This window comes from Duganella qianjiadongensis, assembly GCF_009857915.1.
In the GTDB taxonomy this organism is placed as follows: domain Bacteria; phylum Pseudomonadota; class Gammaproteobacteria; order Burkholderiales; family Burkholderiaceae_D; genus Rugamonas; species Rugamonas qianjiadongensis.
Genome location: NZ_WWCM01000003.1, coordinates 26,249 through 40,549 on the forward strand (window position 1 = coordinate 26,249; position 14,301 = coordinate 40,549).

At 61.2% G+C, this 14,301-nt stretch carries 12 protein-coding genes; 10 read left to right on the forward strand and 2 right to left on the reverse strand.

From position 1 onward, the window contains the following. Nucleotides 1-28: 28 nt before the first annotated feature. The 7 genes from GTP27_RS05800 to GTP27_RS05830 all read left to right on the forward strand — a co-directional run bounded on the left by GTP27_RS05800 (nt 29) and on the right by GTP27_RS05830 (nt 6,731). The gene (locus GTP27_RS05800) at nt 29-601 is read left to right on the forward strand and encodes a DUF4390 domain-containing protein (protein WP_371865886.1); all 573 of its coding nucleotides are present in this window, start codon (nt 29-31) and stop codon (nt 599-601) included. Beyond that, nucleotides 602-2,923, forward strand: coding sequence for a sensor histidine kinase (locus tag GTP27_RS05805; RefSeq protein ID WP_161038245.1), 2,322 nt, complete (start codon nt 602-604; stop codon nt 2,921-2,923). An 89-nt stretch (nt 2,924-3,012) separates the two neighbouring features. Next, on the forward strand, nt 3,013-3,726 hold the full coding sequence (locus tag GTP27_RS05810; protein WP_161038246.1) for a response regulator: 714 nt from the start codon (nt 3,013-3,015) through the stop codon (nt 3,724-3,726). Between the two features lie 4 nt (nt 3,727-3,730). Beyond that, nucleotides 3,731-4,111, forward strand: a complete 381-nt coding sequence (locus GTP27_RS05815) for a GTPase (protein ID WP_161038247.1) — start codon at nt 3,731-3,733, stop codon at nt 4,109-4,111. Between the two features lie 104 nt (nt 4,112-4,215). Continuing rightward, nucleotides 4,216-4,473, forward strand: coding sequence for a BTH_I0359 family protein (locus GTP27_RS05820; protein WP_161038248.1), 258 nt, complete (start codon nt 4,216-4,218; stop codon nt 4,471-4,473). Between the two features lie 117 nt (nt 4,474-4,590). Continuing rightward, the gene (locus tag GTP27_RS05825) at nt 4,591-5,364 is read left to right on the forward strand and encodes a class II glutamine amidotransferase (protein WP_161038249.1); all 774 of its coding nucleotides are present in this window, start codon (nt 4,591-4,593) and stop codon (nt 5,362-5,364) included. 86 nt (nt 5,365-5,450) lie between these two features. Next, a complete protein-coding gene (locus GTP27_RS05830) occupies nt 5,451-6,731 on the forward strand; it encodes an EAL and HDOD domain-containing protein (protein WP_161038250.1) in 1,281 nt (426 codons plus the stop codon). Nucleotides 6,732-6,752: 21 nt separating this feature from the next. Here GTP27_RS05830 and GTP27_RS05835 read toward each other — a convergent pair whose 3' ends face one another. Beyond that, nucleotides 6,753-7,142 carry an SPW repeat protein gene (locus tag GTP27_RS05835; RefSeq protein WP_161038251.1) on the reverse strand — a complete coding sequence of 130 codons (390 nt, stop codon included), beginning with the start codon at nt 7,140-7,142 and terminating at the stop codon, nt 6,753-6,755. Nucleotides 7,143-7,303: 161 nt separating this feature from the next. Between GTP27_RS05835 and GTP27_RS05840 the strand changes: the two genes are divergently transcribed. From GTP27_RS05840 to GTP27_RS05850, 3 genes are all read left to right on the forward strand, one after another. Then, nucleotides 7,304-8,245, forward strand: coding sequence for an ABC transporter ATP-binding protein (locus GTP27_RS05840; protein ID WP_161038252.1), 942 nt, complete (start codon nt 7,304-7,306; stop codon nt 8,243-8,245). Between the two features lie 5 nt (nt 8,246-8,250). Continuing rightward, nucleotides 8,251-9,564, forward strand: a complete 1,314-nt coding sequence (locus tag GTP27_RS05845) for an ABC transporter permease (RefSeq protein WP_161038253.1) — start codon at nt 8,251-8,253, stop codon at nt 9,562-9,564. A 104-nt stretch (nt 9,565-9,668) separates the two neighbouring features. Continuing rightward, the gene (locus tag GTP27_RS05850) at nt 9,669-10,310 is read left to right on the forward strand and encodes a hypothetical protein (protein ID WP_161038254.1); all 642 of its coding nucleotides are present in this window, start codon (nt 9,669-9,671) and stop codon (nt 10,308-10,310) included. A gap of 12 nt (nt 10,311-10,322) precedes the next feature. On the opposite strand, the gene metH is transcribed toward GTP27_RS05850, so the two are convergent. Next, nucleotides 10,323-14,096, reverse strand: coding sequence for a methionine synthase (metH, locus tag GTP27_RS05855; protein WP_161038541.1), 3,774 nt, complete (start codon nt 14,094-14,096; stop codon nt 10,323-10,325). Nucleotides 14,097-14,301 lie beyond the last annotated feature (205 nt).

Here is a 14,301-nt window from a genome sequence, read left to right on the forward strand (position 1 = left end):
CCCGCACCAACCAAGTACCGGCCCTGACGTGACACGACGAGTTCTTCGCCTGCTGATCGCCCGAATCCTGCTGATACTGGCGTGCGTCCTGCCGCAGCTGGCGCGTGCTGACGGAGTGGAGATCCGCCGTTTCAACATCGAAGCGAGCGAAGAAGGTTACCGGCTGAATGCCCGCTACGGTTTCGAACTGAGCCCCGATATGGAAGACACGCTGCAGCATGGCGTGTCGCTGTACTTCACCACCGAAGTCGAATTCACCCGCCCGCGCTGGTACTGGTTTGATGAAAAGGCGATTGTTGCGCGCCAGACCATAGTGCTCGGTTATAACGTGCTGACCCGTAAATACAGCGTCAACGTCAACGGCAGCCTGAAACAGAACTATTCCTCCTCGCTGGAAGACGCGCTGCTGTCGATCCGCAACCCCAACCGCTGGGTGGTGGCACCCCGTTCGTCCCTGAAAGTGGGCGAGAACTACAACGTCAAACTGAGCATGGGGCTGGACACCAACTACATCTCCAAGCCACTCAAGGTTAACGCGCTCAATAACAGCGAATGGCGTTTGACCTCGGACAAGAAAATCTTCCAGTACAAGGCGGAGTAAGTGAATACAGCGTTGCGGTATTTATCCGTCGTTGGCGGCGTGGTCGTCAGCATACTGCTGTTCCTGCTGGCTTCTGCTTCCGATAATTCCGGCTTTTTCGACCGCTACTATGGCTGGCTGCTGGGCCTCAATGCTGCCGTAGCCTGCGCCTTGCTGCTGCTGGTGGCGGTTTCGCTGTTCCGCCTCTACGTACGCTATCGCACGGGAGCTTTCGGCTCGCGCCTGATGACCCGGCTGGTGCTGCTGTTCGCCGCCATCGGTGTGCTGCCGGGGCTGGTGATCTTCTTCGTTTCCATCCAGTTCGTTTCGCATTCCATCGATTCGTGGTTCAACGTGCCGGTGGAAGAGGCACTGCAGTCCGGCATCAATCTGGGCCGCGCCGGGCTCGATACGGCACTCAACGAGTTGCAGGGCACGGCGCGCCGCACGGCCGACCAGCTGGCGGAACAGCCGTTCGGTACCGAACGGGCTACCCTGGCCTATCTGGTGAAACAGCAGTACGGCATGCAGAACGCCATCATCGTCGATGCGGAAGGGGGGCTGATCATCAGCGCCCGCGCCAGCCGGGGCGGCAACCTGAGCGCCGATTTGCCTACTAGCGAAATGATGGCCAAAGCCAAAAGCGATGGCCTGTATGGCGCGCCGGAAGGCGGCAACGAATTGCGCAGCAATCTGATCAACGCACCCGGCGGTTCGCGCGATGTGGTGCACCAGTTGCGCCTGCGCGTGGTGCTGCCCATCCCGGAACGGCCGCAGCCGAACGGCGTGCATCTGGCGCCGCGCTATCTGCAGCTGATCCAGCTGGCGCCGGAACAGCTGGCGGCCGATGGCGAAACCATACGCAGCGCCTATTCCGATTACAAGGAACGCTTCGTAGCCCGTGTCGGGCTGCGCAAAATGTACATCGTCACCCTGACCCTGACCCTGCTGCTGGCCGTATTCGGCGCCATTGCCAGCGCCTTCCTGATCGCCACCGATCTGGCCCAGCCTTTGCTGCTGCTGGCCGAAGGCACGCGCGCCGTGGCCGAGGGCGACCTGTCGCCGCGCCCCATCATGACCACGTCCGACGAGCTCGGTACGCTGACCCAGTCGTTCAACATCATGACGCGCCAGCTGTTCGATGCCCGCACGGCGGTGGAACTGAACCGCACCGCGCTGCAGAACGCCAAAGCCCACCTGGAATCGGTGCTGGCCAATATGTCGGCCGGGGTGATGGTGCTCGATCCGGAATTCCATCTGGTCAGCTGCAATGACTCGGTGGAGCGCATTTTGCAGCAGCCCGGCCCGGCCCTGCTGGGGCAGAAGCTGGACCAGATCGACGGCCTGCAGGAATTCGGCGGCGCCATCGTCGCTGCGTTTGCCGCCCAGAGCGCGCAGTCGGCCTCGGACCGCACGCTGCAGCGGCTGCACTGGCAGCGCCAGATCGAAGTGCCGCGCCGCTCGGCCAGCCTGGATGATAACGATCAGACGCTGCTGGCACGCGGCTCGCGTCTGCCCATCGAAGGGGGCGAAAGCGGCTATCTGGTCGTGTTCGACGATATTTCCGATGTGATTTCGGCCCAGCGCTCGATCGCCTGGGGCGAAGTGGCGCGCCGGCTGGCGCACGAGATCAAGAATCCCCTCACGCCTATCCAGCTCTCGGCCGAGCGCATGCAGATGAAACTCGATGGCAAACTGGCACCGGCCGATAATGAGTTGCTCAACAAGGGCACAGCCACCATCGTCAATCAGGTAGCGGCCATGAAGCGCATGGTGGACGATTTCCGCGACTACGCCAAAACCCCGCCCGCCCAGCTGGAGCCGCTGGACCTGAATGCCCTGATCGAAGAGATCCTGAACCTGTATCTGGCCGGCGAGGGCGACGACATCATACACCCGCAACTGACGCCGGGCCTGCCGCTGGTGATGGGCGATGCCACGCAACTACGTCAAGTGATCCATAATCTGCTGCAGAATTCGCAGGATGCCATGGCCGAGCGTCCCGAGGGCGCGCCGCAGGCGCACATTGACGTGATCAGCGAAGCCATCCATTATCAGGGCGCCGATGGCAGCACGCGCACGGCAGTACGGCTGGCAATCAGCGATAATGGCCCCGGGTTCGCGCCCAAAATCCTGGCGCGGGCCTTCGAACCCTATGTCACCTCCAAGGCCAAAGGCACCGGTCTGGGCCTGCCGATGGTGAAAAAGATTATCGAAGAACATGGTGGACGGATCGATATTCAGAACCATGTCGATAGAAGTGGTGCGTCGGTAGTGATTTTGCTGTTAAAGTTAGCGCCGACGACGCAAAATACCGAAGTAAGCACCGAAGTAGGCACTTGAGTTAGTACCTGAGTTTTAGTACCTGAGTTGCACGGATTAGAAAAATCATTGCCGGCTACCAGCTGGCGAAATGAGGAAGGCAAGGGAAGATGGCAAATATTCTGGTAGTGGACGATGAAATGGGTATCCGCGAGTTGCTCTCGGAGATACTGAGCGACGAAGGACATGCAATAACACTGGCCGAGAACGCCCAGCAGGCGCGCGAAGCGCGTGCCGCCGGCGCGCCCGATCTGGTGCTGCTCGATATCTGGATGCCGGATACGGACGGCGTCACGCTGCTCAAGGAATGGCAGCGCGACGGCCTGCTGACGATGCCGGTGATCATGATGTCGGGCCATGCCACCATCGATACGGCGGTGGAAGCGACGCGCATCGGCGCGCTCAACTTCCTCGAAAAGCCAATTGCGCTGCAGAAACTTCTGAAGGCGGTGCAGCAGGGCCTGACCCGTGCCCAGGAAACTGTGCGCGCGCCGGCGCTGGCAGCCCGTCCGGTGGTGTCCAGTCCGGTGGAAGAGAGCATTGCCAGCAGCTTCGGTCAGGCCAGCCCGGCCGCAGCGATTGCCGTGCGCGGCGGCGCCACCATCGCCGGTGCCGACAACCATATGTTCAATCTGTCGTTCGATCTGCCGCTGCGCGAAGCCCGCGATGCCTTCGAACGCATGTACTTCGAGCACCATCTGGGCCGCGAAGGGGGCAGCATGACCCGTGTGGCCGAGAAAACCGGGCTGGAACGTACTCACCTGTACCGCAAGCTCAAGCAGCTCGGTGTAGAGCCGGGCAAACTGGCCAAGAAAGGCGTATAAGCCGGTGTCCGCTGCCGGCCCGGTACCCACCTGGCTGGCCACTGGCGCGCAGCGCGAGGCAGCCATCGCTGCCCGCCTTGCTGCTACCGGTTCCCCTCCGGTAAATTCTGTAGTTATTCTCGAAGGCATGCCCACCGGGCTATCGCCGCTGGCCGATCTGGCCGATACATCTCCTATGCTACAAGTGTTGCGTATTGCTCCCGGTTGCCTGCATTGCAGCGGTAATCTGGTTTTGCGAGTAACATTGAATCGTGTTCTGCGCCATCCGCCCGCGCAGCTGTTTATCGGGCTGGCCAGTGCCGAGCACCTAGAGCTGTTGCGTGACTTTTTACAGGCGGCCCCGTACGCCGCTTTGCTGGACCTGCAAGCTGATCCGTCAGCCTGAACTTCGCTGGCGGGCGGCAGGACTTGTAATTGGGCGTCTTCCGCCCCACATCGGAGGGGAAGGCGCAACCGACCAGTGTTACGTCCCTAGTGAAAGGAAGCAGCATGAACCTCATCTACAACAGCGAACAGTTCAGCGTCCTCGAGTTCGGCGTCGACCGCAGCCATGAAGCCTTGCGCTTTGGCGGCTATGAAATTGTCGACAAAGGGGGCAAACGTGAAATTTTCATTAACGGCATACTGGCGCAGAATTTCCGCCGCGACGTCAGTGATCTGATCGCGAGCGAACCGACCATGGCCGAGATCGACGAATTCCTCGGCAGCTATAACGAAGTCATGAGCTATCCTGCCACGCTGCACTGAACGCGGCAGCACGTAACATCGCCGGTGCCGGCGTGGCAACACGCCCGCACCGGTTTTTCCTTGGCGCAGCCGTAAATTTGCTGCGAGGCGCGCGCGGCCAGTGGTTATAATCGGGTAATGTGCCAATTACTCGCAATGAACTGCAATGTGCCCACCGACATTGTGTTCAGCTTCACCGGCTTTGCCATGCGTGGCGGCCAGACCGATACCCACCACGACGGCTGGGGCATCGCCTTTTTCGAGGGCGCTGGCGTGCGCCATTTCGTCGACCATCAGGCCGCCGTGAGTTCGCCTATCGCCGAGCTGATCAAGCGCTATCCCATCAAATCCAGGAATGTGATTGCGCACATCCGCAAGGCCACGCAGGGGCAGGTTGCGCTGGAAAACTGCCACCCCTTCGTGCGTGAACTGTGGGGCCAGTACTGGGTGTTTGCCCACAATGGCGATCTGAAAGCGTTCGCGCCCGTACTCGACGGGCCGTATCGGCCGGTGGGGACGACCGATAGCGAACTGGCGTTCTGCTACATCATGCAGCAACTGCGCAGCCGTTTCGGCACCGAGCGCCCTGGCCGTGCGGCACTGCGCGCCGCGCTGGCCGTGCTGACGCAGGAAATTGCCGCCTATGGCACGTTCAATATGCTGCTGTCGTCAGGCGCGGAACTGTTTGCCCACTGTTCCACCCATCTCGTGTATCTGGTACGTCAGTTTCCGTTTGACACGGCGCAATTGTCGGATGAAGATGTACAGGTGGACTTTTCACAGGTGACGACCCCGGATGACCGGGTTGCCATCATCGTGACGCAACCGCTGACGAGCAATGAACAGTGGACGGCATTCAGGCCGGGGGAGTTGAAAGTGTTCGTGGACGGTATGCCAGAAGCGCAACTGTAATGTAAATATTTCAAGACAGGCTTGCGCTTTAATGTCAAAATAACAGCATGGCGCAGTGTCGCCGCTTTTTTGTATTGGCAAAGGCAATGATCGAACTATCTCCCCGCGGCCCTGACGCCGACAGCTTACGCGTACGCGAGTTTTATCTGGGACGTCAGCCTGTACTCGATCGTAACCAGTCGCTGTTTGCCTACGAATTGCTGTTCCGTAATGCCCCGGTGGGGCCTGCCCGCATCAGCAACGAACTGAACGCTACTGCCGCAGTCATCGCCCATGCTTCACAGCTGGGCATGGACCGTACGGTGGGTGATGCCATGGGCTTCGTCAACGTCGATGCCGAATCGATCATGACGGATATTTTCTCCTTCCTGCCGCGCGAACGGCTGGTGCTGGAAGTGAGCGAACACACGCCACCCACGCCTGCCCTGATCAGCCGCATGGCCGAACTGCATGCGCAGGGTTTCCGTTTTGCGCTCGATGAGGTGGACGGCACGGCGCCCGGTCTGCACCGTCTGCTGCCGCTGGTCGATTATGTGAAACTCGATGTGCAGAAAGTGGATTTGTCCAGCCTGATGAAGCTGGCGCCGCGTTTCCGCGAGAGCCGCAAGACCCTGATCGCCAAGAAAGTGGAAAGCCGGGAAGAGTTCAAGAACTGTCTGGATCTGGGCTTCGATTATTTCCAGGGCTATTATTTTGCCAAGCCCGTCATCATGAGTGGCAAAAAGCTGTCGCCTTCGCAGCTGGCCGTGATGGAGCTGATGACGCTGGTGACCTCGGATGCCGACAATCTGGAAATCGAACGGGCCATCAAGCGCGATGTGTCGCTGGCGCTGAACCTGCTGCGGCTGGTGAATACGCCGGCGGTAGGCTTGCGCCACCGCGTCGATTCGCTCAGCCAGGCCGTGATGATACTGGGCCGGCGCCAGCTGCAGCGCTGGCTGCAGATCATGCTGTATGCCGAACCCAGCAAGCGGGGCCATAGCATGACCCCGCTGCTGATGCTGGCCACCACCCGCGGTCGCCTGCTGGAACTGCTGGCCGGTAAATTGCGTCCGGCACATCGCCAGTCGGCCGAAATTGCCTTTACCGTCGGCATCATGTCGCTGATGGATACCCTGTTCGGCCTGCCCATGAGCGATATTCTGGCGCAGATTCCCGTCAGCGCCGAAGTCACCGGCGCGCTGCTGGAGCGCGAAGGCTTTTTCGGCGATCTGCTCAAGCTGGCCGAATGCATAGAACGTCTGGGCGACATGGATCACCACATCCTGCCTACGTTGCGCGATCTGGCCGTCTCCACGGACGACCTGCTGGAGCTGGAAATGGCGGCCTTCGAATGGAGCGATAACGTGGTGCGCTACGCCCTCTAAGCACCGCCCTTTCCGCAAGGTTCAGGTGGCGTGACCCGCGCCGGGCCAGTGCTTGTGCAGCTCCGGATCGGTGCGCATTTCCCACAGCGCCAGTACCACTACGGCGATGCCGACGACAAGCGAATTCCACATCAGTTCGCGGTTGTCGGCAATTTTCATCAGCCATGGCGACAGCGCTACCCAGATACCTACCAGCAGATTGAGCAGCACTGCCCAGAAATAGGTTTTGTACAGGTCAAACGCGGCCAGTATGGCCATCACTGCGCCGGAGATCATGGCCGTTCCCGCCTGTATCGACGGGATGGGATAGGAAAAGACCCACGGTGAAACAAAGAACCACAAACCCAGCAGCAATATCAGCTGATCCTGCCAGCGTTTGAGGGATGGATGGTTTTCCGGATGAGTTGCCATATACACCTCCTTGATTGAGCCGCCGGATGGCGACATTCCCGTTTAGGCTCGCTGTTGCGCAAAAAGTTCATATTTTTGTATTTCCCTCGGGCTAACTTGCCTAATAAGCATGACCTCGCTATGCTGGCCGCTTATCGAAATTACAAGCGACGGGATGGCTTATGGCAGCGGTTCTACTTAGCGTCAATCAGCTCAGCAAGTCTTATGGTGCCCGCAAGGCTGTGGACGGGGTGAGTTTTCAGGTTCAGCAAGGCCAGACGCTGGGGCTGATCGGCCCCAACGGCGCCGGCAAATCCACGACGGTGGGCATGATCTGCGGCCTGCTGCGCAGCGATAGCGGCAGCATACTGCTCAATGGCGCGCCGGTGAATCAGGGCAATAGTGCAGCCAAGCGCCAGATCGGCTATGTGCCGCAGGATCTGGCCCTGTACGAAGACCTGTCGTCGCTGGAAAATCTGCAGCTGTTCGGCGCGCTGTACGGCATGCAGGGCGCGGCGCTCAGGCAGCGCTGCGAACAGGTGCTGGCGCTGGTCAACCTGAGCGACCGGGCTGGCGACCATCCGTCCACCTTCTCGGGCGGGATGAAGCGGCGGCTCAATATTGCTGCCGCTCTGCTGCACGAGCCGCAGCTGCTGATTCTTGACGAGCCCACGGTAGGGGTCGATCCGCAGAGCCGCAATGCCATCTTCGATACGCTGGAAGCGCTGCAGGCACAGGGCTGCGCGCTGATCTACACCAGCCACTACATGGAAGAAGTGGAGCGGCTGGCCGACCATCTGGTCATCATCGATCATGGCAAGGTGCTGGCCGACGAAACCCCGGCCGCGCTGTACCAGCGCCTGCCGGCCCAGGCCGCGCTGCAGGTGGAGCTGGCCCACCCGGCCGGCACCGAACTGGTGGCTGCGCTGTCCGCGCTGGACGGGGTGAGCAGCGTGCAGGCCAGCGGCCAGCAGCTGGCGATCGCGCTGGCCGATGCGGGCCGGGCGGCCGCCGTGCTGGGCTGGCTGGCCGGGCAGGGCGTGGCACTGCTGCATTTCGCTACCGCCAAGACTTCGCTGGAAAACATCTTCCTCAACCTCACCGGCCGTTCGCTGCGCGACTGATCACCATGACTGCTCTGATAGCTTTGATCCGCAAGGACCTGAAACTGTATCTGCGCGATAAGCGCGCCCTGATGATGCATCTGCTGATGCCGGTGGTGCTGGCGGCCTTCTTCGGCTCGCTGTTCGGCGGCGGGCCGGAAGCCAGCACCAGCAAGGTGGAAGTGGGGCTGGTGCTGCTCGACCAGTCGGAAGTGGGCAAGCAGATCGCGGCAGGCCTGCAGGCCGACAGTGCGCTCAAAGTCAGCCTGCTGGATGCCGCGACAGCGCAGGAGCAGGTACGCAAGGGCAAGCTGCCGGTGGCTGTAGTGATTCCGGCCGGCTTTGGCCAGAGCGCAGCGGATGCCCTGTTCAGCGGCATCGACAAGCCCAGCCTGACGGTCTACTACGATCCTTCGCAATCGACCATGCTGGCCATGGTGAAAGGCCTGCTGACCCAGCAGGTCATGCAGGCCAGCAGCGCTGCCGCTTTCAGCTTCAAGGACAGCAGCGTGACCAGCAAGCAGTTGCAGCAGGTGGCCGCCAGCGACCTCGCGCCTGCGGACAAGGCGCAGCTGAGCGATTTCCTCGGCAGCCTGAAAAAATATCAGGACCAGCGTGCCGCCACGGCGCAGAAAGAGCAGGCCGAAGGCAAAACTACCAGCGCCCAGGCCGACAAAAAGCCGGCCGGCATGAGCGTGCCGTTCAGCACCAGGGACGAGGCGCTCAGCAGCGGCCCGCGCTACAACGGCTATGCCCACGCGTTTGCCGGCATGGGCGTGCAGTTCATCCTGTTCATGGGCATAGACATGGGCATCAGCATTCTGCTGGCGCGCCGCTCCGGCATCTGGAACCGCCTGATGGCAGCGCCCGTGACGCTGACCACCGTGCTGCTGGGACGCGGCCTGTCGGGCGCGCTGATCGCACTGGGCCTGATGTGCGCGCTGTTCACCTGCGCCATGCTGATCTTCAAAGTCACCATCAGCACGCTGGCCGGCTTCCTGCTGCTGGCGCTCAGCTTTGCCCTGATGACGGCCGCCTTCGGTCTGCTGATTGCGGCCTTCGGCAAGACGCCGGAAGCGGCGCGCGGCATGGCCGTGTTTGCCACCATGATCATGGTCATGCTGGGTGGCGCATGGGTGCCGTCATTCATCTTCCCCGAATGGATGCAGCAGGTCACGCTGGCCATTCCGACCCGCTGGGCGGTAGACGGCTTTGACGCCGTGACGTGGCGCGGACTGGGCTTCGATGCTGCGCTGCCGCCGGTGGCCGTGCTGCTGGGCTTTACGCTGGTGTTCGCCGTGCTGGCAATCTGGAAATTCCGTAGCGAAGCGCAGCAATAGTCTATGCCCCGGCAGGGGCGTAACGGCATGAATAGCGGGTGTATCGGGCTAAAGTTTCTCTGAATCAACCCGATACACTAGGTAACATTCTGTTACGTGAGTAAATGATGGCTTTACCCATCCGGACGCTGATTGCCCATTGCGTGAATCAGGTCATCCGCCAGTACTATCCCCGTCAGTACAGTTCGCTGTGCCATGTCTATGCCATCATCGGTTCCAACCTGATCAGCATCGTGCTCGATCGCGTCTACCGTCCGGTGGCGGGACTGGCGGCGATCGATTGCGGCGGCGGCCAGTTGATGACCATGCTCGATAATGGCGCCTTCGCCCATGCGGCCGGCGGTTCCTACCATTGCTGGATCGAATCGGCCGATGATCTGGCGACTGAGTGCGAAGTGGTCGATCTGACTTTTCGCCACAACCATACCTATGCCGAGCAGAACGGTTTTGGCTGGCAGCGTGCGCTGCCGCCGGATTTTTTGTGGGGCAAGCAGAGTGACATCGTGGTGCAGGCGCCGCTGCACGCCATCCCGCGCTCCTTTCCCGAAGGTATGGTGTGGTTGCAGGAGACGGATGAAGGCTGGCACTGGATGATGCGCCAGCTACAGGAGCACCAGAGCGCCTTCGTCACGCTGACGGCGGAAGCGCTGAAGTTATTCCAGGCCCATCTGGCACCCGATTCGGCCTTGCTGGCGCGGCCAGCGGCCACCGAAACACCGGCCACCCTGCTGATGGCCGCAGTCTAGGCTGGCAGCGGATTAGGACAGATTCGGCGCCAGCCAGCTTTCCAGCTGGGCCTTGTCGACCTGACGGCGGGCTGCCATATCGTCCAGCTGGTCCTGGCCGATCTTACCGACCACGAAGTACTTCGATTCCGGATGGGCGAAGTAGAAGCCTGATACCGCCGCGCCGGGGTGCATGGCGAACGATTCCGTCAGCGTGATGCCCACGTTTTCCGCCTGCAGGGTGTTGAACATAGCGCGCTTGACGGTGTGCTCGGGACAGGCCGGATAGCCGGGAGCCGGACGGATGCCGCGATACTGCTCGGCGATCAGCGCAGTGTTGTCCAGCGTTTCGTCGGCGGCATAGCCCCACAGGTCGGTACGCACGCGCTGGTGCAGATATTCGGCAAACGCTTCGGCCAGACGGTCGGCCAGCGATTTGAGCATGATGGACGAATAGTCGTCATGCGCTGCTTCGAAACGCTGCTCGTATTTTTCGATGCCCAGACCGGCCGTGACGGCAAACATGCCGATATAGTCTTTCACGCCCGATTCCTTGCTGGCGATGAAGTCGGCCAGACACTGGTTAGGCCGCGCCACGCCATCGATCACCGGTTTGACGCCCTGCTGGCGCAGGCCGTAGTAGGTGAAGTCGACGGTGCTGCGGCTGTCGTCGGTGTAGATTTCGATATCGTCGTGGTTGACGCTGTTGGCCGGCAGCAGGGCGATCACGCCGTTGGCCGTGAGCCAGCGGCCATCGATCAGTTTCTTCAGCAGGGCCTGGCCTTCGGCATACACCTTGGTCGCGGCTTCGCCCACCACTTCATCGGTGAGGATGGCAGGGAAGGGACCGGCCAGATCCCAGGTCTGGAAGAAGGGACCCCAGTCGATGTACTGGGCGATGGTGGCCAGATCGACATTCTTGAATTCGCGCCGGCCGATGAATTTCGGCCTGACGGGCGCCTGCGCGCCGTCGAACGACAGCACCATCCTGTTGGCGCGCGCCTGTTCCAGCGTCAGCATAGGCAGGGCTTTCTTGCCGGCGTGCTGGACGCGGATGCGCTCGTAGTCTTCGGCGATTTCGTCTATGTACTGCTGGCGGCTCTCGGGCGTCAGCAGCGACTGCGCCACCGACACGGAACGCGAAGCGTCCGGCACATACACCACCGGCCCTTCGTAGTTGTGGGCGATCTTCACGGCCGTGTGGGCACGGCTGGTAGTAGCGCCGCCGATCAGCAGGGGGATCTTCATCATGCGGAAGTGCTCGTCGCGCTGCATTTCCTTGGCCACGTGGGCCATTTCTTCCAGCGACGGGGTGATCAGGCCGGACAGGCCGATGATGTCGGCGTTTTCCAGCTTGGCGCGGGCCAGAATTTCCGAGCACGGCACCATCACGCCCATGTTCACCACTTCGAAGTTATTGCATTGCAGGACCACCGAAACGATGTTCTTGCCGATGTCGTGCACATCGCCCTTGACGGTAGCGATGACGATCTTGCCCTTGGGCTTGGCGACGATGCCGGTGCGTTTTTCTTCCGCCAGTTTTTCTTCTTCGATGTAGGGCACCAGATGGGCCACGGCCTGCTTCATCACGCGGGCCGATTTCACCACCTGCGGCAGGAACATCTTGCCCTGGCCGAACAGGTCGCCGACGATGTTCATGCCGTCCATCAGCGGGCCTTCGATCACGTGGATAGGCCGGCCATGGGCGGCCATCACCTGCTGGCGCATGGTTTCCGTGTCTTCGCTGATGTACTGGGTAATGCCGTGCACCAGCGCATGGGCCAGACGTTTTTCCACCGGCAGATTGCGCCATTCCAGATTCTGCGCATCCTGCTTGCCGGCGCCGGCTTTGAGCGTGCCGGCGAATTCGATCATGCGTTCGGTGGCGTCTTCGCGCCGGTTCAGCACCACGTCTTCCACCCGCTCGCGCAGTTCGGCCGGCAGCTCGTCGTACACGCCCACCATGCCGGCATTGACGATGCCCATGGTCATACCGGCCTTGATGGCGTGGTACAGGAACACGGTGTGGATGGCTTCGCGCGCCGGGTCATTGCCGCGGAACGAGAACGATACATTGGACACGCCGCCCGAGACTTTGGCGTGCGGCAGATTTTCGCGTATCCAGCGGGTGGCGTTGATGAAGTCCACCGCGTAGTTGTTGTGCTCTTCGATGCCGGTGGCAATCGCGAAAATGTTCGGGTCGAAGATGATGTCTTCCGGCGGGAAGCCCACGGTTTCCGTCAGCAGCTTGTAGGCGCGGGCGCAGATTTCGATCTTGCGCTCGAAGGTGTCGGCCTGGCCTTTTTCGTCGAAGGCCATGACGATCACGGCAGCGCCATAGCTCAGGCACAGCCTGGCCTGACGGATGAATTCTTCTTCGCCTTCCTTCATCGAAATCGAGTTGACGATGGACTTGCCCTGCACGCATTTCAGGCCCGCCTCGATCACCGACCATTTGGACGAGTCGATCATGATGGGCACGCGCGAAATGTCCGGTTCGGACGCGATCAGGTTGAGGAAGCGCGTCATCGCGGCCTGCGAATCGAGCATCGCCTCATCCATGTTGATGTCGATGATCTGGGCGCCATTTTCTACCTGCTGGCGTGCCACGCTCAGGGCCTCGTCGTACTGCTCGTTGAGGATCATGCGGGCAAACGCTTTCGAGCCCGTCACGTTGGTACGCTCGCCCACGTTGACGAACAGCGAGGACTGGTCGATGGTGAACGGCTCCAGACCGGACAGGCGCTGGGCTACCGGCACTTGCGGCACCTGACGCGGCGCCGTGCTGGCGAGAATCTCGCCGATGGCGCGGATGTGGTCGGGCGTGGTGCCGCAGCAGCCGCCGGCGATGTTGATGAAGCCGGCGTCGGCAAATTCGCGCAGCAGGGCCGAAGTATCGGCCGGCAGCTCGTCGAAGCCGGTATCGCTCATCGGGTTGGGCAGGCCGGCGTTCGGGTAGATGCAGACAAAGGTATCGGCGATCTGCGACAGTTCTTCCGCGTAGGGGCGCATCAGTGCCGCGCCCAGCGCGCAGTTCAGGCCGATAGTCAGCGGCTTGGCGTGGCGCACCGAGTTCCAGAAGGCCGGCACGGTCTGGCCGGACAGAATGCGGCCGGAAGCATCGGTGACGGTACCGGAGATCATCAGCGGCAGACGCGGCTGGTCCGGATGGGCGGCGTAGTACTGGTCGATGGCGAATAGCGCCGCCTTGCAGTTGAGCGTATCGAAGATGGTTTCCACCAGCAGCAGATCGACGCCCCCGGCGACCAGACCTTCCACCTGCTGCTGATAGGCCGTGACCAGCTGGTCGAAGGTGATGTTGCGCGCGGCCGGATCGTTGACGTCGGGCGAAATCGAGGCCGTCTTGGGCGTCGGTCCCAGTGCGCCGGCAACGAAGCGCGGCTTGTCGGCGCTGCTGTACTTGTCGCAGGCAGCACGCGCCAGCCTGGCGGCGGCCACGTTCATTTCATAGGCCAGATGGCCCATGTGATAGTCGTCCTGCGCAATGGTGGTGGCGCCGAAGGTATTGGTTTCGATGATGTCGGCGCCAGCGGCCAGATAGCGCTCGTGTATTTCCTGGATCACCTGCGGCTGGGTCAGCGTCAGCAGCTCGTTATTGCCTTTGACGAAAAGCTCGCGCGCGCCCGTATCGGCCGGTGCGGCGAAATCGATAAAAGCGCCTTGCGGGCCGCCGCGGTAAGCCACCTCATCGAGCTTGTACTGCTGGATGATGGTGCCCATCGCGCCGTCGAGAATCATGATGCGGCGCGCCAGAATTTCGCGCAGCTGGGCATCGGTCTTGGACATGACGGGGCGGGACACGGTGTTATTCATTTGTTACTTTCTGAGATCGTGGACTAGCAGGGTCCAGAAGTTGACGGCGGTCTAAGATTATACGGCATCGCAAAATTTGCTTCAGAAAACCACGGCGAAACAGCAACAAAATGGCGCGATCGGGCTGATGGCTTGCTGACAGCGGGCTCTGCTTGTGAAATGATAGTGATGCTTCAAG